Source organism: Acidovorax facilis, assembly GCF_050626955.1.
Lineage (GTDB): Bacteria > Pseudomonadota > Gammaproteobacteria > Burkholderiales > Burkholderiaceae_C > Acidovorax > Acidovorax facilis.
On sequence record NZ_CP192460.1, the window covers coordinates 2,500,315 to 2,521,135 of the forward strand.

General features: G+C 64.6%; 18 protein-coding genes. 12 read left to right on the forward strand and 6 right to left on the reverse strand.

All coding sequences use genetic code 11. From position 1 onward, the window contains the following. Positions 1-3: 3 nt before the first annotated feature. Positions 4-786 carry a 3-hydroxybutyrate dehydrogenase gene (locus tag ACQ4MJ_RS11275; RefSeq protein ID WP_121506865.1) on the forward strand — a complete coding sequence of 261 codons (783 nt, stop codon included), beginning with the start codon at positions 4-6 and terminating at the stop codon, positions 784-786. A 121-nt stretch (positions 787-907) separates the two neighbouring features. Here ACQ4MJ_RS11275 and ACQ4MJ_RS11280 read toward each other — a convergent pair whose 3' ends face one another. Then, on the reverse strand, positions 908-1,621 hold the full coding sequence (locus ACQ4MJ_RS11280) for an SIMPL domain-containing protein (RefSeq protein ID WP_121419678.1): 714 nt from the start codon (positions 1,619-1,621) through the stop codon (positions 908-910). A gap of 217 nt (positions 1,622-1,838) precedes the next feature. On the opposite strand from ACQ4MJ_RS11280, the gene ompR reads away from it, so the two are divergent. Continuing rightward, positions 1,839-2,570: an osmolarity response regulator transcription factor OmpR gene (gene ompR / locus ACQ4MJ_RS11285; RefSeq protein WP_010460834.1), complete on the forward strand. Its 732-nt coding sequence runs from the start codon at positions 1,839-1,841 to the stop codon at positions 2,568-2,570. Between the two features lie 19 nt (positions 2,571-2,589). Then, positions 2,590-4,131: an ATP-binding protein gene (locus tag ACQ4MJ_RS11290; protein WP_228894678.1), complete on the forward strand. Its 1,542-nt coding sequence runs from the start codon at positions 2,590-2,592 to the stop codon at positions 4,129-4,131. A 103-nt stretch (positions 4,132-4,234) separates the two neighbouring features. Here the strand turns inward: ACQ4MJ_RS11290 and gudD are convergent, their stop codons facing one another. Both gudD and ACQ4MJ_RS11300 read right to left on the reverse strand, forming a co-directional pair. Next, positions 4,235-5,587, reverse strand: coding sequence for a glucarate dehydratase (gene gudD / locus ACQ4MJ_RS11295; RefSeq protein WP_431152621.1), 1,353 nt, complete (start codon positions 5,585-5,587; stop codon positions 4,235-4,237). 50 nt (positions 5,588-5,637) lie between these two features. Continuing rightward, on the reverse strand, positions 5,638-6,612 hold the full coding sequence (locus tag ACQ4MJ_RS11300) for a Bug family tripartite tricarboxylate transporter substrate binding protein (RefSeq protein WP_121506869.1): 975 nt from the start codon (positions 6,610-6,612) through the stop codon (positions 5,638-5,640). A 366-nt stretch (positions 6,613-6,978) separates the two neighbouring features. Here ACQ4MJ_RS11300 and ACQ4MJ_RS11305 point away from each other — a divergent pair, with 366 nt between their 5' ends. From ACQ4MJ_RS11305 to ACQ4MJ_RS11320, 4 genes are all read left to right on the forward strand, one after another. Then, positions 6,979-7,533: a hypothetical protein gene (locus ACQ4MJ_RS11305; protein WP_431152620.1), complete on the forward strand. Its 555-nt coding sequence runs from the start codon at positions 6,979-6,981 to the stop codon at positions 7,531-7,533. 539 nt (positions 7,534-8,072) lie between these two features. Continuing rightward, positions 8,073-8,324 carry a hypothetical protein gene (locus tag ACQ4MJ_RS11310; protein WP_055393637.1) on the forward strand — a complete coding sequence of 84 codons (252 nt, stop codon included), beginning with the start codon at positions 8,073-8,075 and terminating at the stop codon, positions 8,322-8,324. Positions 8,325-8,431: 107 nt separating this feature from the next. Beyond that, positions 8,432-9,475: a LacI family DNA-binding transcriptional regulator gene (locus ACQ4MJ_RS11315; protein ID WP_431152619.1), complete on the forward strand. Its 1,044-nt coding sequence runs from the start codon at positions 8,432-8,434 to the stop codon at positions 9,473-9,475. Positions 9,476-9,561: 86 nt separating this feature from the next. After that, on the forward strand, positions 9,562-10,716 hold the full coding sequence (locus ACQ4MJ_RS11320) for a GntR family transcriptional regulator (protein WP_431152618.1): 1,155 nt from the start codon (positions 9,562-9,564) through the stop codon (positions 10,714-10,716). Here ACQ4MJ_RS11320 and ACQ4MJ_RS11325 read toward each other — a convergent pair whose 3' ends face one another. Continuing rightward, a complete protein-coding gene (locus ACQ4MJ_RS11325; RefSeq protein WP_431152617.1) occupies positions 10,717-12,066 on the reverse strand; it encodes a class-II fumarase/aspartase family protein in 1,350 nt (449 codons plus the stop codon). Between the two features lie 209 nt (positions 12,067-12,275). Here ACQ4MJ_RS11325 and ACQ4MJ_RS11330 point away from each other — a divergent pair, with 209 nt between their 5' ends. Then, positions 12,276-13,316 (forward strand): porin, encoded by a 1,041-nt coding sequence (locus ACQ4MJ_RS11330; protein WP_431152615.1) that lies wholly within the window; start codon positions 12,276-12,278, stop codon positions 13,314-13,316. A 14-nt stretch (positions 13,317-13,330) separates the two neighbouring features. Further along, positions 13,331-14,326 (forward strand): Bug family tripartite tricarboxylate transporter substrate binding protein, encoded by a 996-nt coding sequence (locus tag ACQ4MJ_RS11335; protein ID WP_431152614.1) that lies wholly within the window; start codon positions 13,331-13,333, stop codon positions 14,324-14,326. Positions 14,327-14,540: 214 nt separating this feature from the next. On the opposite strand, the gene ispF is transcribed toward ACQ4MJ_RS11335, so the two are convergent. Further along, a complete protein-coding gene (ispF, locus tag ACQ4MJ_RS11340; RefSeq protein ID WP_055393645.1) occupies positions 14,541-15,020 on the reverse strand; it encodes a 2-C-methyl-D-erythritol 2,4-cyclodiphosphate synthase in 480 nt (159 codons plus the stop codon). A 109-nt stretch (positions 15,021-15,129) separates the two neighbouring features. After that, positions 15,130-16,044, reverse strand: a complete 915-nt coding sequence (locus ACQ4MJ_RS11345; RefSeq protein ID WP_431152612.1) for an IspD/TarI family cytidylyltransferase — start codon at positions 16,042-16,044, stop codon at positions 15,130-15,132. Between the two features lie 96 nt (positions 16,045-16,140). On the opposite strand from ACQ4MJ_RS11345, the gene mfd reads away from it, so the two are divergent. From mfd to ACQ4MJ_RS11360, 3 genes are all read left to right on the forward strand, one after another. Next, positions 16,141-19,605, forward strand: coding sequence for a transcription-repair coupling factor (mfd, locus tag ACQ4MJ_RS11350; protein ID WP_431152611.1), 3,465 nt, complete (start codon positions 16,141-16,143; stop codon positions 19,603-19,605). A 73-nt stretch (positions 19,606-19,678) separates the two neighbouring features. Then, the gene (locus ACQ4MJ_RS11355) at positions 19,679-20,338 is read left to right on the forward strand and encodes a hypothetical protein (RefSeq protein ID WP_121506878.1); all 660 of its coding nucleotides are present in this window, start codon (positions 19,679-19,681) and stop codon (positions 20,336-20,338) included. A gap of 94 nt (positions 20,339-20,432) precedes the next feature. Beyond that, positions 20,433-20,621 (forward strand): DUF3149 domain-containing protein, encoded by a 189-nt coding sequence (locus ACQ4MJ_RS11360; RefSeq protein WP_055393653.1) that lies wholly within the window; start codon positions 20,433-20,435, stop codon positions 20,619-20,621. Positions 20,622-20,821 lie beyond the last annotated feature (200 nt).

Sequence of the window (20,821 nt, forward strand, 5' to 3'; positions counted from 1 at the left end):
CACATGCTGAAAGGCAAAACCGCCCTCGTCACCGGCTCCACCAGTGGCATTGGTCTTGGCATCGCCAAGGCGCTGGCCCGCCAAGGTGCCAACATCGTGCTCAATGGCTTTGGCGATGTGGATGGCCCCCGCGCCGAAGTGCTGGCAGCTGGCGAAGCCGCTGGCGCCAAAGTGGGTTACCACGGTGCAGACATGAGCCGGGTGGCCGACATCGAGGACATGATGAAGTACAGCGCCGCGCAGTTCGGGCGCGTGGACATCCTGGTGAACAACGCAGGCATCCAGCACGTGGCCAATGTGGAAGACTTCCCCGTGGAGCGCTGGGATGCAGTGATCGCCATCAACCTCACAAGCGCCTTTCACACATCGCGCCTAGCGCTGCCGGCCATGAAGAGTGCCAACTGGGGCCGCATCATCAACGTGGCATCGGTGCACGGCCTGGTGGGCTCGGCACAGAAGGCTGCGTACGTGGCGGCCAAACACGGCATCGTGGGTCTGACTAAGGTGACGGCGCTGGAGAACGCCACCAGCGGCGTGACCTGCAACGCCATCTGCCCTGGCTGGGTGCTGACGCCCCTGGTGCAAAAACAGGTGGATGCCAAGGCGGCCGAACACGGCCTGTCGAACGAAGACGCCAAGAAGCTGCTGCTGGGCGAAAAAGAGCCGTCCATGCAGTTCACCACGCCCGAAGAACTGGGCGAGCTGGCTGTGTTCTTCTGCTCCCCCGCCGCCAACAATGTGCGTGGCGTGGCATGGAACATGGATGGCGGCTGGGCAGCGCAGTGAGAAAGCACGCGCGAGCATCTGATCGCTGGTGGCATGCCAGCACAGGCGCCCGGTAAACTGCAAAATTGATAGCTGCCAGCGCTTACCAGATAAGCGCTGGCGGCCAATATTTCCTAAAAAATCAGCGCATCTGCACCGAACCCGACACGTTCACGATGACCTGGGCCTTGCCCGCTTCGACCGGCACGGCGGAATCAGAGAACGAGCCCGCCTTGGCCTCCATGGCCATCATGCGCGGACGTGGCCCGGGCACCATCTCATTGCTGTTCACCGCCACCTCGCGCAGGCTGTAGTTGCTGAAGCCAAAACCCTTGGCCAGTTCGGCCGCGCGTGCCTTGAACTGTTCGATGGCCTGGGTCTGGGCTTCGCCCTCCACCTTGGCCCGGGCCTCGCGCGACAGGCCGAAAGCCACATTGCTGATGGCCAGCGTCTGGATCTTGCCGGCCGTGGCCGTGATGCGCGCGAAGTCGCGGCCTTCCAGCACCAGCTCGGCACGACCCTGCCAGCCGTTGATCTTCCCGTCCTTGCCATAACGCGGGTACAGCCCGAAGGGGCCGGTACGCACATCGAGCTGTCCGGGCTGGGCGTTGCGCTTGGCTTCGGCCAGGGCTGCGTCCAGCGCCTGCTTGAGCTGTGTCTGTACCGTGGCGGCGTCGGCAGCCTCCTTGCTGGTGGCAAGGTTGAGCACCAGCAGGTCCTGCTGCACCTCCACCGTGCCCGTGGCCGACAGCTGCACGACATTGCGCAGCTCGGGGGGTGGAGAATTTTGAGCAAAAGAGGCACCAGCGCAAGCAATCAAAACGCCAGCAGCTATCAATTTAGTAGTAATTTTCATCACAAAGGTGTCCTTGATATCGGTGCACGGCCCGGGGCCGGGCCATGCGGGGCACCACCTTAACCGCACTGCCCATGCGTTGCGATGAAGCCCCTCCACCGCGCGTGCGAAGCTGGGCAAAACTTGTAACAGTTGGTCAAACCCAGCCCCAAAACCCGAACTTCGGCGTTCCAAGTGGTCAGAATCGGCTCTGTTACAAATTGGACTTGGGATCAAGATGGCCACAACAACCAATCGCACCGACAAAGTTCTGGTGGTGGACGACGATGCACGAATCCGTGATCTGCTGCGCCGCTACCTCACGCAGGAAGGCTTTGAAGTCATGGTCGCCGAAGACGGCAAGGCGCTTAACCGCCTTCTGCTGCGCGAAACCGTGGACATCATCGTGCTCGACCTGATGATGCCGGGCGAAGACGGGCTTTCCATCTGCCGCCGCCTGCGTGCCGCCAATGACCGCACCCCCATCATCATGCTCACCGCCAAAGGCGAGGACGTGGACCGCATCGTGGGCCTGGAAGTGGGCGCCGACGACTACCTGGGCAAGCCCTTCAACCCCCGCGAACTGTTGGCCCGCATCCACGCTGTGCTGCGCCGCCGCCCCGCACAGGAAGCGCCTGGCGCCCCCTCGGGCGACAACGAGGTCGTGACCTTTGGTCCCTTTACCTTCGACCTGGGCACCCGCGCACTGCAGCGCAATGGCGAAGAACTGCCCCTGACCACCGGCGAATTTGCCATGCTCAAGGCGCTGGTGCGCCACCCACGCCAGCCCCTTTCGCGCGAAAAGCTGGCCCTGCTGGCCCGTGGCCGCGAGTTTGAGCCGTTTGACCGCAGCCTGGACGTGCAGGTCTCGCGCCTGCGCAAGCTGGTGGAGGTGGATGCCGCCGCCCCGCGCTACATCCAGACCGTGTGGGGGGTAGGCTACGTGTTCGTGCCGGACGGAACCAGCTGACCCCTCTTTCCTTGCCTGTATGCACAATTCCGACGGCAATTCGAGGTCGAGATCTTCATCATCGGTCCGGCAGTCCGTGACCGCTTCCCCCGACGCCACCAGCCCCGCCCCCCTGGAGTCCTTGCGACAGGCCCGGGAGCAGCGGGCGCGTGTGGGCCTCAATCTCTTCTGGCGCACTTTCTTCCTGCTGGCGCTGCTGTTGGTGGGGAGCATTCTGGCGTGGCTGCAGACCCTGCGGGCGCTGGAGTTCGAGCCGCGCACCCTGCACACCGCGCAGCAGATCGCATCCCTGGTCAACCTGAGCCGCGCAGCGCTGGTGCATTCCGACGCCATTGCTCGTGTGTCGCTCATCAAGACCATGGCCGACCAGGAAGGCGTGCGCATCCTGCCGCGCGAGCCGCGCGACAAGTTCGAGCTTCTGGAGGGCACGGCCCTGGGCAACCGCCTGACCGACGAACTCACCCAGCGCCTGGGGCCCGACACCATCGTGGCGCAGAACGTGAATGGGGAAACCGGCCTGTGGGTCGGCTTCAACATCAATGGCGACCCCAACTGGCTGCTGATGGACCGCTCGCGCTTCAGTCCGGCAGGTGGCCGTACCTGGCTGATCTGGCTGATCACGGCAGGGGCGTTGTCCTTGGCCGGTGCGGCGGCCATTGCGCGGCTGATCAACCGGCCTCTCAAGCAACTCTCCTACGCGGCCAACCGCGTCAAGGACGGCGACTTCGCAGCCAGCCACCTCGACGAGGAAGTGGTGACCAGCGAAATCCGCGAAGTGAACATCGGCTTCAACCGCATGGCGCAAAAATTGGCCAAGCTGGAGCAGGACCGCGCCGTGATGCTGGCAGGCATTTCGCACGACCTGCGCACGCCGCTGGCGCGCCTGCGGCTGGAAACAGAGATGAGCGTGACCGATGAAGTGGCCCGCGAGCACATGGTGGCAGACATCGTGCAGCTCGACGCCACGATCGACAAGTTCCTCGACTACGCTCGGCCGGACCATGTCACGCTGACACCGGTCAACCTGCATGCTGTGGTGTCGTCCTGCGTCTATGCGGTGCAAGACCATCGCGAACTGCAGATCACGATGTCCGTGCCCGAAGACCTCAACGTGCTGGCCGACGAAGTGGAACTGGCCCGCGTGATCTCCAACCTGCTCGAAAACGCGCGGCGCTACGGCAAGGCCGAGGACACCGGTATCACCAACGTGGACATTGCCGCCAAAGGCCGTGAGAACTGGGTGCTGGTCAAACTGCGCGACCATGGCCCCGGCGTGCCACCCGAGCAGTTGTCGAATCTGACCAAGCCCTTCTTTCGCGGTGACTCTGCGCGCACCGCAGCGGCAGGCGCGGGGCTGGGGCTCTCCATCGTGGACAAAACCGTGCAGCGCATGGGCGGCATCTTTGCACTGGCCAACTCCAGCACCGGCGGCCTGGTAGCCCACCTGCAGTTGCAGCGGGCCACTGATCTGCCCGAGGGTGCAGACCCCAAGCAGCGGCTGCAGCGCCCGTCTGTCAAACGCCAGCTGCCGCGGCGTCGCGCCGAAGACCGGATGGCGTGATCGCCCCGCCCTGCCCCATGTACAAAGCCCTCACCTGGAGGGCTTTGCTTTTGGCGCATCCTCTCGGCATCCGAAGGTAGCGGCGACCAGACCGCAAGAGCCCTCAGCGCACCATGCAGGGCGCCTTGTTGTTGAACTTCCAGCCTGGGATCAGGAACTGCATGGCAACTGCGTCGTCGCGTGCGCCCAGGCCATGCTGCAAGTACAGGCGGTGGGCACGCTCGACCTCGTCCATGTCCAACTCGACGCCCAGGCCGGGCTTCTTGGGCAGCTGGATGAAGCCGTCCTTGATCTGGAACGGTTCCTTCGTCAGCCGCTCACCGTCCTGCCAGATCCAGTGCGTGTCAATCGCCGTCACGCGGCCAGGGGCGGCGGCGCCCACGTGGGTGAACATGGCCAGCGAGACGTCGAAATGGTTGTTCGAATGCGAACCCCAGGTCAGGCCGAAGGCCTGGCACATCTGCGCCACGCGGACCGACCCGGCCATGGTCCAGAAGTGCGGGTCGGCCAGCGGGATGTCCACCGACTGCAGGGCCAGGCTGTGCGCCATTTCGCGCCAGTCGGTGGCCACCATGTTGGTGGCGGTGGGCAAGCCCGTGGCGCGGCGAAATTCCGCCATCACCTCGCGGCCCGAAAACACGCCTTCGGCACCGCAGGGGTCTTCGGCATAGGCCATCACGCCGTGCAGATCACGCGTGAGGCGAATCGCATCTTTCAGCAACCAGCCGCCATTGGGGTCCAGCGTGACGCGCGCTTCGGGAAAGCGCTCATGCAGCGCGCGGATGGCCTCGACCTCTTCCTCGCCGCGCAGCACGCCGCCCTTGAGCTTGAAGTCGGCAAAGCCATAGCGCTCGTACGCCGCCTCGGCCAGGCGCACGATGCCGTCGGCCGACATGGCCTTTTCGTTGCGCAGGCGGAACCAGTCGTTGTCGGCACCGGGCTCGGTGCGGTAGGCCAGGTCGGTCTTTCCGCGGTCGCCCACGTAGAACAGGTAGCCCAGCATCTGCACCGCCTCGCGCTGCACGCCGTCGCCCAGCAGCGCGGCCACGGGCACATCCAGGTGCTGGCCCAGCAGGTCCAGGAAGGCGGACTCCACGGCCGTGACGGCGTGGATGGTGATGCGCAGATCAAAGGTTTGCAGGCCGCGTCCGCCTGCATCGCGGTCGGCAAACTGCGCGCGCATGGCGTTGAGCACGGCGTTGTGGTGCCCGATGGGGCGGCCCATGATCAGCGATCGCGCATCCTCGATGGTCTGGCGAATCTTCTCGCCGCCGGGCACCTCGCCCACGCCGGTGTTGCCCGCGCTGTCGCGCAGGATGATCAGGTTGCGCGTGAAGAAGGGACCGTGCGCGCCGCTCAGGTTCATGAGCATGCTGTCGTGGCCCGCCACGGGCACCACGCGCAGTTCGGTGACGACGGGGGTGCTGGTGGTAGAAGGGATGGAAGAGGTGGTCATGGTGGTCTGGAAACGAAGATGGGGCGGGCAAAAGCGCCCCGTGACAAGGCTCAATCGGCAGTGATTTTTCGGGTTTCGATGACGGTCTTCCAGCGCGCGAACTCGCGCGCCTGGTAGGCGGTGAAGGCTTCGGGCGTGCTGGCCACGATCTCCAGGCCCTGGTCGAGCATTCGCTTCTTCACGGCGGGGTCGTTCATGGCGGCGATGGCTGCGTCCGAAAGCTTCTTCTTCACGGCGGCGGGCAGGCCCTTGGGCGCGGCCATGCCTTGCCACGAGTAGACCTCGGCACCGGCCACGCCAGCCTCGGCCAAGGTGGGCACGTCGGGCAGCACGGGGCTGCGCTTGTCGCCGGTGACGGCAATCGCGTGCAGCTTGCCCGCCCGGATGTGCTGCAGCACGGCGTTCACGTTCTGGAACGAGAACTCCACCTGCCCGCCCAGCAGGTCGTTGATGGCCGGTGCGCCGCCCTTGTAAGGGATGTGCAGGCCTTCGGTGCCGCTCTGCTGCCAAAAAACCTCGGCAGAGAGGTGGTCCGACGAGCCGTTGCCCGAGCTTGCAAAGCTCACCTTGCCAGGATTGGCCTTGAGCTGGGCAATCACCTCTTGCACGGTGCGCGCCTTCTGATTGGGGGCAGCCACCAGCACGTTGGGTGCCTGCACGGGCACGGTGATGTAGTCAAAGTCCTTGAGGGCGTCGTACGGCACGCTTTTGAGCAAGTGCGGCGCCACCACAAACGCACCGAGCGACGACACCAGCAGCGTGTAGCCGTCGGGTGCGGCGCGCTTCACCGCACCAGCCCCCAGCGTGCCCGTGGCACCGGGGCGGTTGTCCACCACGAAGTTCTGGCCCAGCTTGTCGCCCATGTGCTGCGCCATGGCGCGGGCCACCATGTCGGTGGAGCCCCCTGCCGGAAAAGGCACGACGACGGTGACTGGTTTTTCGGGCCAGGGGGTGGCGGCGGTCTGGGCCGATGCAGCCAGAGCGATGGTGCAGGTACTGGCAATCAGCAGCAGTTTCTTGAACATGGGGAGGTCTCCTGAACAGTTGTGAAAGGGCCTTCTACGAGGCCTTGGTTGGGGAAAGTGAACCGGTGTGTGCCCAGGTTGACGACGAGCTGGCACCAACGTGAACATCCGCTCACCAAAAGCAAGAGGTCATACAAGCAGTATTCATTCAATCAATCAACCCGGATTCAAGCCTCAAACACCTATTAACAGGCGCATTCTGAATGCCTGGACGGGCAAATGTTAACGTTAACAGTCACATCAAAGACCATGGAAAACCCTTAGTCATAGGACCACTAGCCCATTGATGGGAAAAGCGCTTGGAAGCCCCGGAGCGTTTGGCCTGCAGTCTGCGTTACGCTAGGCATCCACCCGCCTAACCAGCCCATGAGCATCCAAACACAGTTCTCTCTTCTCCGATTGCAGGGCGAGCCCCTGCCACAGGACCTTGCAGTCCTTCTCCATCACCAGGAAGAGCTGCAACGCCGCACCGGCGTCTATATGGGCACAGCGGCCGACTGGGCCCCCTGGTTGAACACCAGCGACCTGAGCGAAGCCGAGCGGGCCGACCCTGAGATTGCTGCGAACCTTCGGGCCATCGCCGAGGTCTGTCGCCACGTTGCTTTTGTGGTGGCGGATGATGAAGGCAATTACTTTGGCTACTGGCGCGGGCCATCGTCAACACCCATTGCCGACAGTGTGGTGGTGCAACTGAGCAACGAAGCGCAGTTCTCGGTGTGCGGAACCGCGAACATCGCGGGTGCCATCCTGACCCAGTGTTGCTACGGCGGAACGTTCGACGAGACCCGCCAATGGTTTCTGCGCCTGGGTCTGACCGCCCTGCCCGCCTACCCCTATGACCTCGGCAATCCGCAGGTCACGCCCTCCCCGACAGCCTTGCACGAGCAGCTTTTCAAGGCATATCTACCTGAGGCTGGGTAACTGCACACCCTACTTCGCTTGCCAGCGAAAAAGCGGAACCGGTAGCAGCGGTATCAGCGGACCGCGCTTATTTGAACCTGTGGCCCTCAGCCAAAGCCATCTGCGCCCACTGTGCAAAAAAAGAGGCTCGCGGCCCATCGCACCCGGGTGGGTGTGCACGGCATCGCAGCTTGCCGCTGTCCTGATGGTTGCGCTCGCGCGCGTGGATTTCCAGCCTACGTAATGGACTGTAATCGCTTACACCCAACCCGCTCGATATTCTGAAGTCGTGCTGTTAAGGAAGACCTGCATAACCCTCGCGAGGCGGTGGTCGTGCGGATCGGGATGGGGCACAAGGCGTCTTTTCTTGCCAATAGCCGCGCTATTGACAAGAAAAGCAATGCAGTTGACCGCCCGAGACCGCGCCATCACAGACCGCAGGGAGTTGTGCAGGTCATCCTCAAGGGTCTCTTTTTCAAAGGCCCTGCAGTACACAAGAGTCAATGCAATTGCATTTGACTGCTGTCTCCGCATTACTTATTCACTTTCAAGGAAGCACCATGCCCAGCACTCTCTCAACCGGCTTTGGCCAGACAGGCATTTTGGCAAACAGCCCCAACAACTACGACACCCTGCAACCTGGCCAGTACCGCCTCACCAACGTGACGCTCGTTCCTGGCATCCCGGTATTCAGCACAGAAGAAATCTACAAGTTGAGCAACGGCGCTGGCACGCCCGATATTTCGGTCAAATTTCAATCAATGATTGGACATGCTGCCGGGGCTATCGTTATCAACGTGTACGCCATCTAGCAGGACTGGTTCGGCGGGCGCCCCACACGACGGACTGCTGGGCGGTTTCTGACCAACAGCGAGGCGCCCGTCCTGAGGAATCATCGCTTCGTGGATAGACTCGGCGGATGCCGCGCCCTCCCCCAAGTACCCTGCCAGAGACACCGGAACCTATTCGCAACCGACCGGTGGTGACCTTGCGCGAAGTGGCAGAGCAGGCGGGGGTGTCCATGATCACCGTCTCTCGCGCCATCAACACGCCCAGCCAGGTGTCCGAGCCCACACGTATTCGTGTACAGGCAGCCATCTCCAGCCTGGGCTATGTGCCCAACCTCATCGCGGGGGGCTTGCGCTCGGCACGCAGCCACCTGGTCACGGCCCTCGTACCCACCACCACGGGGCAACTGTTCGGCGAGATGGTCCAATCGCTGACCGACGCGCTGGAATTGCGCGGCTACCAGGTGATGTTGGGCCAGGTGGGCTATGCACATTCGCGCGAAGACGAACTGCTGCGCGCCATCGTGGGCCGCAGGCCCGACGGCATTGTGCTCACTGGCATCATGCATTCGCCCGAAGGGCGGCGGCTGCTGCAGGCCTCTGGCATCCCTGTGGTGGAGACTTGGGACTTCACCCCCAACCCCATCGACATGCTGGTCGGGCTGTCGCACGAACAACTGGGCGCCGCCGTGTGCAAGCACCTGCATGCCAAGGGTCGGCGCCGGCTGGCGCTGCTCAGCGGCGACGATGAGCGCGCCGCGCGGCGGCGAAAAGGCTTTTATGCCGAAGCGGGCCGACTGGGCTTGCGCGAGCCCGCCCTGCAGCTGGAGAAATCACCCACCTCCCACACCGAAGGGCGTGCGGGTCTGGCGGCCTTGCTGGCCACCCAGCCAGACATCGATGCCGTGTTCTGCAGCTCCGACATGCTGGCCTTGGGGGTCCTCACCGAGGCGCGGGCGCGCGTCATGGCGGTCCCCGACCAGTTGGCCGTCGTCGGTTTCGGAGACATCGAGTTCGCCCAGACCGTGATCCCCAGCCTCACGACCGTGCGCATCGACGGCACGCGCATGGGCCAGACGGCGGCAGGCTTCATTGCCGACCGCGCGGAGGGAAAGACCGTGGCAGAGCCGGTGGTGGATATCGGCTTTTCGATCATGGAGCGCGAGAGCGCATAGCGGGTAGCCGGGCACCTCCAGAGATCCAGGCCGTACGCATCGGCATGTCTCTACAGGCCAATACCGTTCAATTTGTGGTGTATTGTATGAACACCATGCGCAGCAGCCCCTCGCCAGACCTCGAGCAATTCCTGGAACAACTCGCACACGAAGCCCGCCCGGGCGACCGACTCCCCACCATCCGCGAATTGATGAAGCGCTTTGGCGCATCGCAAATGCTGGTCCAGCGGGCTTTCCAACGCCTCAAAGAAAAGGGGCTGATTGATGCCCAGGTGGGTCGGGGTACCTACTTCCTGGGCGCAGGTTCGCAACCTGTGACGACGACTGAAACGAGTCCCTTACCGATTAAAAGCCCGCATCCCAAAGCCCCTGCGGCAGTCCCCTCCAATGTGAAATCGGTGCTACTGCTGCGCCGCTCCATCAGTATTGCGCGCGGGCGCGTGCTGATCGAAAGTCTGCAGCACCGCCTGGCGGCCGACGGGCACCGGGTGCTGGAGCTGTCGTACAACGACCCGGACCATGCGCTCACGGTGCTCAAGGGCCTGCCGCGCTTTGAGGCCTGCGTGGTGCAATCCACCTTCAAGGCCATTCCCATCGCCCTTCTGGCGGCTCTGCGCGACAAGTGCGATGTGCTGGCCGTGGACGGGGCGGCGCTGGTGGGTGCCGACGTCGAGGCCGTGGGCACCGAGTGGGGCGAGCCGCTGGCAGCCGCCATTGCCCAGCTGATGGAGCAAGGCCACCGGCGCATTGCCTACGCATGCACCTCGCACCCCTTTCTGGCCACCCAGCTCGGGCGTCGGCGCTTTAAGTATTTGCAAGCGACGCTGTCCGATGTGGTGCTGCAGGAAATCACGCTGGACATGCTGCCGCACGAGGACTACGCCGCCCGACTGGTGGAACAGATCCAAGTCCGCGCGAAGGGCGCCGACAGCGCGAGCGCTTTGCCCTTCACAGCCCTGGTGGCCTGGGGCATCGAGGATGGCGCCCTCTTTCAGCGCCTGCTGGCCCACAGCGGGATTTCAGTGCCCGCGCAGCTGAGCGTGGTATTGCTCGGCCGCACGGACCTGGCCAGCGAACATGCGGACTTTTTCGAGGTGATCGGTTGCAGCGTGGCTGACCAGGTCGATGCCCTGCACCGCGCCATCACTGCGCGTTGGGCTGACGCAGGGACACCCTACGGCGTGCACCTGACGCCGGTCACGCACCGTGCGGGCACATCGGTAGCAGCCCCTGCGCAGTAGCTATGGCTCCACGCAGCCGGGTGCCACGCGCGCCACGGTGTCCACCGCGAGCCGCGCCGATTCGCCGACATAGGCCTCTGCATCCATCGCCGGCAGCAAGTCATCCGGCAGGGCACCGCCATTGAACGGCGGCTGTGCGCGGATCGCGTCGATGAAAGGCACACCCTCGGACTGCGAGCGCTGCGCCGCCGCGTAGAGCAGGCGATGCGCCTCATGCCGGCCCATAAGGCGGGTGAGCCGCATCATCACAGCCTCAGAGGCGATCAACCCCCGCGTCATTGCGAGGTTGCGGGACATTGCCTGCGGGTTGACCGCCAGGCCTTGCGCCAGCCGTGCCAGCGTCTCGGCCACCGAGGTGGCGATGATGGCGATCTCGGGCAGCAGCGTATCGGCCACGTTGGTGGCCGATGAGTCACCCTCGTCCATGCGCACCATGGTCTCCAGCGCGGCCTGGGTGCGCGTACGCAGCATGCGCGCCAGACTGACCAGCAGCAATGCCATGGAAGGGTTGCGCTTTTGCGCCATGGTGGAACTGCCCACCTTCCCGATGTGAAAGGCTTCCGCCACTTCACCGACTTCGGTGCGCTGCAGGAAGACCACGTCCTGCGCGATCTTCTGTGCCGTGCCCGCCAGGAGGCCCAGTGCGGCCAGATAGTCGCTGGCCCGGTCATAGGACGACCGCAGCGGCATGTCGGCCGGCAGCAGGCCCAGTTGCTGCGCCATCAGCGCCTGCACTGCGGGCCCGAGCGGCCCGGTGGCAGCAAAGGTGCCGATGGCGCCCCCCATGCTGGCTGGAAACGAGGAGGCAAGCCGCTCGGCAAGGCGACGGCGGCCACGGTCCAGTTCATCGACCCAGCCCGCGAGCTTGAAGCCCAGGGTCATCGGTAACGCGTGCTGGCCATGCGTGCGGCCTGCCATGGGCGTGGCCTGGTGCTCCAACGCCAGCGCGGCCAATGCTGCTATGGCGGCATCCAGGTGCCCTGCCAGCAGCCTGTGGGTTCGCACCATCTGCAGTGCGCTGGCCGTGTCGAAGATGTTCTGCGTGGTCGCGCCCCAGTGGATGAAGCCAGCCGCAGGCTCACCGCACAGCTCCTCGAACCGGTGGAGCACTGGCACCAGCGGGTGTTGTGCGAAAGCGATGGCCTTTGCCAAATGCCGCAGGTCGAACAGTTCTGCCCGAGCATGGGCAGCGATCACAGGTGCCACTTCGGCAGGTATCACCCCCAGCCCGGCCTGGGCGTGGGCCAAGGCCGCCTCCACGTCCAGCCAGGCCTGCAGAGTGGCCGAATCGCTCCAGATGGCCTTGGCAGGTGCACTGAACCAGTGACCCGTGATGAAAGATTCGAACATACCGATCGCCATATGTGCTCCATCCATACAACTACGGGTATATCCGTAGATTGTGTTGTATTGCGTTGTCCATCGAGGGCAAGCCGCATTCAAAAGCCAATTGCCAGTGAATTTGCGAACACCCATTGATTGCATTGTATTGCATTAATAAAATTCAATACATACAATTCACATGCAACCGCCAAACCACAATCCACGGAGACAAATCCATGACACGGCATTTCCTGGCAAGCACGGCTTGCCCAACCTCTTCAGCGCCCTACACCGCACTTGTGTGCGTCGCCTTGGCCAGCCTGGGGGCCTGCGGCACAGCACAGGCCCAGTCCTCGCTGACCATCTATGGCATCGTCGACCAGGGCCTGGCCCGTGCCAATGGGGGCACAACCCCCGGCGCCCTGCTACCCGGGCGCGGCGTGGCGCCACGGGTCTGGACCATGAAGGCCGGCAACACGTCGCGCCTGGGGTTCATGGGCCGCGAGGACATGGGCGGCGGTCTCTACTCGCGCTTTCAGATCGAGCACCGCTTTGCCGCTGACACGGGCGCGCCAAGCAATCCCAGCATCTACTGGCTGGGCCGCTCGGTGGTGGCAGTAGGCAGCAAGCAGTGGGGCGAGGTGTATGCGGGGCGCGAATACTCGGCTGCCTACACAGTGGCTCTCAATGCAGACCCCACCTATTGGAGCTACGTGAGCCAGTTGGGCTCTGCCTACACCTATGCCAACTACACGCCAGTGGCGGCTCCCGCAGAATCATCCAACATCCGTTGGGCAAACGCCGTAGGCTACAAATCGCCCGTGATCTCTGGCGTGAGCATGGAGATTGCAGGCGCTTTTGGCGAAGGAGTGCGCAGCAACGCCACCTCGGGCAACCTGCAGTACAAGAACGGGCCTGTATGGGTGGGCGCTGCGTTCGATCGGCTTGACTCCAGCACCCACCTGGCTCTGGTGGCAGGCGGGTACGACTTCGGCATGGTTCACACCAAGGCCAGCTACAGCCGCGCCAAAGGCGGGGTCAATGGCGATGCCACGGCCTACAGCGTGTCGGCCATGGTGCCGCTGAGTTTTGGTCGTACCTACCTCATGGTTGGGCACCTGAAACCCGCCACCCAACTCGATTCGCAGATGATCGGCGCTGGTCTTCAGTACGACCTGAGCAAACGCACATTGCTCTACACCAACCTCGGCACAGCCAAGCGCGACGGCCTCACACGCACCACAGCCATCGACTTTGGCGTGAAGCACACATTCTGAACAGGAGTCACCATATGCAACGCAGACAACTCCTCCGTCAGGCCGCCGCGATGACAGTTCTGAGCACGGGCACTCTAATCACGCACACCGCGCAGGCGCAGAGCGACAGCGGCAATACCAAACCCATCTCACTGATCGTGGGCTATTCCGCTGGCGGAAGCGCAGATCTTGTCGCGCGCATTGTTGCGACCGAGCTGGGCAAGCGGCTAGGCCGCACCGTCATCATCGAGAACGTGGCGGGCGCCAGCGGTATGCTGGCCGCACAGCGGGTGCTCAACGGACCGGCCGATGGCAGTCTGATCTACATGGGAGGCACCGACACAGTGGTCGTGCCCATGGTCAACCCCAAGGTCAAGCTCGACTGGGAGAATGACTTCATTCCGGTGGGGCGCATGACCACCGTCCCGATGATCTTTGCCGTGCGCAAGGCGTCTCCCTACGCCAACCTGCAAGATCTTGTCGCCGCGCTGCGCAAGGGTGGCAAGGACAGCATCAACTTCGCCACGCCGGGCATCGGGACGATGCAGCACCTGTACGGCGCGCTGATCAACAAGCAGGCGAAGGTGTCCATGCTGCACGTACCCTACCGAGGTGGCACCCACATCACCAACGACCTGGTCGGCGGACAGGTGGACAGCGCCATGTTGGTGCTATCCACGGCCATGCCATTTCTCAAGGACGGCAAGATCAGGGCGCTGTCGGTCTCCGACACCGCACGGGTGCAGCAGCTGCCTGACGTCAAGCGCATTGGAGAGGAGGAGGGGTTCTCCGGCATGGCACTGCCATTGTGGCAAGGCCTCTTCATGAAGGCGGGCACGCCCGCCGCGACTGTGAACGCCGCCGACAAGGCACTGCAGGAAGCGCTTGCGCAGTCCGAGCTGCGGCAGAAGCTGCAGGAAGCAGGCATTACGGTCGCCCCCTTGAACGGACCTGAATTCAAGACATTCATCAAACCGCAGGCGAAGCTGTACCGCGATATCGTGACGACATCCCAGATCACGATGGAGTGAATTCGCGCGGCAAGCGTGGCAGAACCATGGGGCGCAGCGCGGCCCCCAACGCTCTTTTTTGCTCTGGATACCGGATTGCGAAGTGTGTGGCCCTCTCCTGGTGGTTCAGGCCCCGCACTCCTCGCAGCGTGGGCAAGACAGGCATCCCCCCGGACGGGGGATGCCGCGCAGGCTGCGAACAGACAATGCCGCCCGGCCCGGTCAGCGCAAAAATTCAGGACGCATAGATCAGCGCCGCCGCCCGAGCCTCCATCGCCAGTCCCTGCCCCACGGGCCCCAGGCGCTCGGCCGTCTTGGCTTTCACATTGACTTGCCCCTCAGCGATGCCCACGGCCCGTGCAATGGCGGCGCGCATGCCGGGAATGTGCGCCGCCAGTCGCGGAGCTTGCGCGATCACGGTGCTGTCGATGTTGCCGATCTCATAGCCCGCCGCACGCACGCGCCGCGCTGCTTCGGCCAGCAACACGCCGGAGTCGGCACCGCGAAAGGCAGCGTCGGTGTCGGGGAAATGGCTGCCAATGTCGCCCAGGGCAGCTGCGCCCAGCAGCGCATCGGTGATGGCGTGCAGCAGCACATCGGCGTCCGAGTGGCCCAGCAGCCCCGTGGGGTGGGCAATGTCCACGCCACCAATCACCAGCCGACGACCGGGCACCAGGGCGTGCACGTCCCAACCTTCACCAATCCTGAAATTCATCCGCTTGCCTTTGTTGTTGCGTGCCTTGCGGCGTTGTATTGCCTTGCGCCCCCGCCGCACTCATCCACGGCGCCGTGAGGCCGGGGTTAAAGCACTGAAGGAAACGGTTCTAGAACAGATTCTTTTTGCCCGGTGCGGTGGTCACCTGGCCACGGTCGCCCCCAAAACGCTCCAGCGTCGTGCCGTGCGCACGCGCAGCCAGTACAGCCGCCGCCAGCGCAAAATCGTCCGGGTAGGTGACCTTGAAGTTCTGCGCCCCACCTGGCACCAGGCGCGGGTGCAGGCCCATGGCCTCCATGGCGCTGGCCTCGTCGGTCACGTTGGAACCCACCTTGTCGATGGCATCCATGAGGGGGCCGATGCGGAACATCTGCGGCGTCTGGGCCAGCCACTTGTCGCTGCGATCCACCGTGGAGGCCACACGCACGCCGCCGGGGCCGTCGATGGAGGTCTTGAGCGTGTCGGCCAGCTTGTGCGCCAGCAGGCCCCCGACACTGTCGCCAGCGCACTGGTCGATGAGGGAGTCGATCTGCTCGGACGTGACCAGGCAACGCGCGGCATCGTGCACCAGCACCCAGTCATCCGCCTGCGCCCCCCGTTCCAGCAGCGCCTTGAGGCCGCCCAGCACCGTATCGGCCCGCGTAGGGCCGCCACACTCCACCACAAAAAAGGTGGGGTGCGCATGCGTGTCCAAAAACCGGTCCCCGGGGGCCACCGCGACCAGGGTGCCCAGCAACCGCCCCACACCGGCAAAGGCCGCCAGCGTGTGCAGCACCATCGGTTGGCCCGCCACCAGGTGGTACTGCTTGGGCAAAGGGGATGTGGGCGGGGGCGCCGCAACGTCCACAGCCGAAAACGCAGCCACGGTCGAGGTCGATGGCGCAGCATTGCCGGAGGCGGACGCGGGGGCAGCAGCGCCCGCCGCAACAGCCCGCAAGCCCATTCCGGCACAGGGCACCAGCGCCCAGAATCGCCCATGGGCAGACAAAGGGGCGAGCGGGGGTTGGAGCAAGGGAGCAATCATGAAGCGCTCATTCTAAAATCCTCCGTTGCCCTCCGATCCAGCCCGTGCGTGTTTCGCGCCCCTGGGGATGCGGTGGGCCCAGACGACACCGTCCGCATGGAACTGCCCAAACTCTCCCCCGGAAAACGTTTCACCCTGCCCCGCCCCATGGGCAGCGCCGATTCCCTTCTACTGGCCCGTCTGGCCGAACGTGACAAGGCAGGGGGCCGCACCACCGCCATCGTCACGGCCGACGCCACCGATGCGCAGCGGCTCATCGACGAGATGGCCTTTTTTGCGCCGGGCCTGCGCTGCGCGCTGTTTCCGGACTGGGAGACGCTGCCCTACGACACCTTCAGCCCGCACCAGGACCTGATCAGCGAGCGCCTGGCCACGCTGTGGCGCATCTCCCAGGGTGAAGCCGACGTGGTGCTGGTGCCCGCCACAACGGCGCTGTACCGCCTCGCGCCGCCCTCCTTCCTGGCGGGCTACACCTTCCACTTCAAGGTCAAGCAAAAGCTCGACGAAGCCAAGTTCAAAGCCCAGCTCACGCTGGCAGGCTACAGCCACGTGTCGCAGGTGGTCAGCCCTGGCGAATACGCGGTGCGCGGCGGGCTGATCGACCTGTTCCCCATGGGCTCGCTGGTGCCCTACCGCGTGGACCTGTTCGACAACGAGATCGACAGCATCCGCACCTTCGACCCCGACAGCCAGCGCAGCCTGTACCCCGTGCCCGAAGTGCGCCTGCTGCCCGGCCGCGAGTTCCCCATGGACGACGACGCGCGTGCGAAATTCCGCAGCCGCTGGCGCGAGATGCTCGAAGGCGACCCGACCAAGAGCCGCATCTACAAGGACATGGGCGCGGGCGTGGCCACGGCCGGCATCGAGTACTACCTGCCGCTGTTCTTCGACGAAACTGCCACGGTGTTCGACTACCTGGGCGGCGAAGCCACGGTGGTGCTGCATGGCGACCTGGAGCCCGCGTTCCAGCGCTTCTGGCAGGACACCAAGGACCGCTTTCGCCTGGTGCAGGGCGATCCCGAACGGCCGGCTCTGCCACCCGAGGCGCTGTTCCTCTCGGCCGACCAGTTCTACACGCGCGCCAAGGAGCATGCGCAACTGTCCATCCGCCCCGGGGTAGAGGACATTGCCGACAACCCCCACTTCCAGAAGCTCGGCGACCTCTCGGTGGTGCGCGGGGCAGAGGACCCGCTGGCGCGCCTGCACGCCCACCTCCGCAACACCCAGCACCGGGTGCTGCTGCTGGCCGAGAGCGATGGGCGGCGCGAGAGCCTGCTCGACTTTCTGCGCGCCAGCGGCGTGAACCCACCGGCCTTCGACTCGCTGGCCGAGTTCCAGGGCACAGCCGACGAAAAGGTGGGCATCGCCACCGCGGGCCTCACCGTGGGCTTCAGCTGGATCGAGGACGGCATCGACTTCGTCACCGAGACCGAGCTGTTTGCCGCAGGCCCCACCACGCGCCGGCGCAAGAAGCAGGAGCAAGTGAGCGATGTCGAGGCACTGATCAAGGACCTGGCCGAGCTGAACGTGGGCGACCCGGTGGTGCACAGCCAGCACGGCATCGGGCGCTACCGCGGCCTGGTCAACATGGACGTGGGCAACAAGAACCCCGACGGCACGCCCGCCATGCAGGAGTTCTTGCACCTCGAATACGCCGACAAGGCGGTGCTGTATGTGCCCGTGAGTCAGCTGCAGCTCATCAGCCGCTACACCGGCGTGAGCGCCGACGAGGCGCCGCTGCACAAGCTGGGCAGCGGCCAGTGGGAAAAGGCCAAGCGCAAGGCCGCCGAACAGGTGCGCGACAGCGCGGCCGAGCTGCTCAACATCTACGCCCGCCGCGCGCTACGCCAAGGCCATGCCTTCCGCTACAGCCCGCAAGACTACGAGACCTTTGCCAACGACTTCGGCTTTGAAGAAACGGCCGACCAGAACGCCGCCATCCACGCGGTGATCCAGGACATGATCAGCCCCCGCCCCATGGACCGCCTGGTCTGCGGCGATGTGGGCTTCGGCAAGACCGAGGTGGCGCTGCGCGCAGCCTTCGTGGCCGTCACGGGCGGCAAGCAGGTGGCCTTCCTGGCGCCCACCACGCTGCTGGCCGAGCAGCACTACCAGACGCTGGTGGACCGCTTTTCCAAGTGGCCGGTGAAGGTGGCCGAGGTCTCGCGCTTTCGCTCGGGCAAGGAGATCACCGCCGCCATCAAGGGCATCGGCGACGGCACGGTGGACATCGTGGTCGGCACGCACAAGCTATTGAGCGAATCCACCAAGTTCCACAACCTGGGCCTCTTGATCATCGACGAGGAGCACCGCTTTGGCGTGCGCCACAAGGAGCAGATGAAGGCCCTGCGCGCCGAGGTGGACGTGCTCACCCTCACTGCCACGCCCATCCCGCGCACGCTGGGCATGGCACTCGAAGGCCTGCGCGACCTGTCGGTCATCGCCACCGCGCCGCAGCGGCGCCTGGCGATCAAGACCTTTGTGCGCAACGAGGGCACGGGCGTGATCCGCGAGGCGGTGCTGCGCGAATTGAAGCGCGGCGGGCAGGTGTACTTCCTGCACAACGAGGTGGAGACCATCGAGAACCGCCGCCAGAAGCTCGAAGAGATACTGCCCGAGGCCCGCATCGCCGTGGCCCACGGCCAGATGCCCGAGCGCGAGCTCGAACGCGTGATGCGCGACTTCGTGGCCCAGCGCTACAACATCCTCCTGTGCTCGACCATCATCGAGACCGGGATCGACGTGCCCACCGCCAACACCATCATCATGAGCCGCGCCGACAAGTTCGGCCTGGCGCAGCTGCACCAGCTGCGCGGGCGCGTGGGCCGAAGCCACCACCAGGCGTACGCCTATCTCATGGTGCCCGACGTGGAAGGACTGACCAAGCAAGCGCAGCAGCGGCTCGAAGCCATCCAGCAGATGGAAGAACTGGGCAGCGGCTTCTACCTGGCCATGCACGACCTGGAGATTCGCGGCGCGGGCGAGGTGCTGGGCGAGAACCAGAGCGGCAACATGCTGGAGGTGGGCTTTCAGCTGTACAACGAGATGCTCAACGAAGCCGTCAAGGCGCTTAAGGCCGGCAAGGAGCCGGACCTGCTGTCGCCCCTGTCCGTCACCACCGACATCAACCTGCACGCCCCCGCCCTGCTGCCCGACGACTACTGCGGCGACGTGCACCTGCGCCTGTCGTTCTACAAGAAGCTGGCCACGGCCAAGAACCCCGACCAGATCGACGGCCTGCTCGAAGAGATCGTGGACCGATTCGGCAAGCTGCCGCCGCAGGCCCAGACCCTGATTGACGTGCACCGCCTGCGCGTGCTGAGCCAGCCCTACGGAGTGGTCAAGGTGGATGCGGCCCCTGGCGTCATCAACATCACCTTCAAGCCCCAGCCGCCCATCGACCCGATGCGCATCATCGAGCTGATCCAGAAAAACAAGCACATCAAGCTGGCGGGCAACGAGAAGCTGCGCATCGAGCGCGAGCTGAAAGAACCCAAGGACCGGGCGCAGATGGTGCGGGACATCTTGCGCAGCCTGGGGCAGCCACTGGTGGTTGCTTGATTTTTAATGAAATTGGCCTCTAGCGCTTATCTGGCAATCGCTAGCAGCTATTAATAGCATAGCAAACAGAACCATGTGGCTGGAAGCCGCCCTCGTCCTCGTCGCTCTGGTTGCCGCTCTGGCGGCCCGTCCCTGGCGCATGCTGGCCAACCGCAAGCCTCTGGCACACGAGACGCAGGGCGCGCCGTCTGCGCTGTGGACGCCACTACTCGCCACGCTGGTCTTCCTGCCCTGGCTGTGGGCCCTGCCCACGCTGCATGCCATGCCGCTGCAACTGCAGTGGTCCGGCGCCTGCCTGGTGGTGCTGATGCTGGGCTGGCCGCTGGCGATCCCGGTGCTGATGGGCGTGGGCATCGTGGCCTGCCTGATCTCCCCAGCGATGGCCTGGGCCGATGCGCTGGGTGCCACGGTGTGGCTGGGCGTGGTGCCTGCCACGCTGGCGCTGGGCCTGGGTGCGCTGCTGCGGCGCTACACCGGCACCAAACCGTTTGTCTATGTGCTGGGCCGTGCGTTTCTGGGCACGGTGGTCTGCGTGTTTGCGGCGGGTGTCCTGTCGCAGTGGAGCGGCCACCTGCTGCCCGGCGTGGGCGATGAGCTGTCGCTGGTGGCGCGCTGGCTCATGGCCTGGGGCGATGGGTTTGTCACCGGCATGCTCGCGGCGATTTTTGTAGCCTTCAAGCCCGAGTGGCTGGCCACATGGTCGGACCGGCTGTACTTGCCCCGGCCGGACTGAGCCTCGGCTGCTGCAGCGATGGTTGACACAGCGCAAGGGGTATCCGCCTTTGCAGCGCGATAGTGGACATCACACCAACAAGGAGTGCCCCACCATGAAGCTGCTGAACGATCTTTTCTCTACCGACTACGGGCTGATGAGCATCATTGGCATCGGGTTCATGCTGTGCATGGCCGCGTTTTTCCTGCGCATGTTCCTGGTCAAGATGAACGAACCACCTACGCCCAACCCCGCCACCGCCGGGCGCGCGGGCAACGGCAAGAGCCTGCCGCCTTCGCGCTGATCCGGCCCGCACGGTCTGAGCGCCGTAGCCCGGCACTGGGAAGCCGAGGAGGCGATGCTATTGCGGGCCGTAGCCCCTAAAAACGGCTCCCACGTTCTGCCATGGTCCACGGCCCGTTGCCGACAAACTCCAGCGCGCAGTGCATGCCGCCCTTTTCGACCCGGACACCCAAGCCAAGCTTGCCGCCAGCGGCACAAACG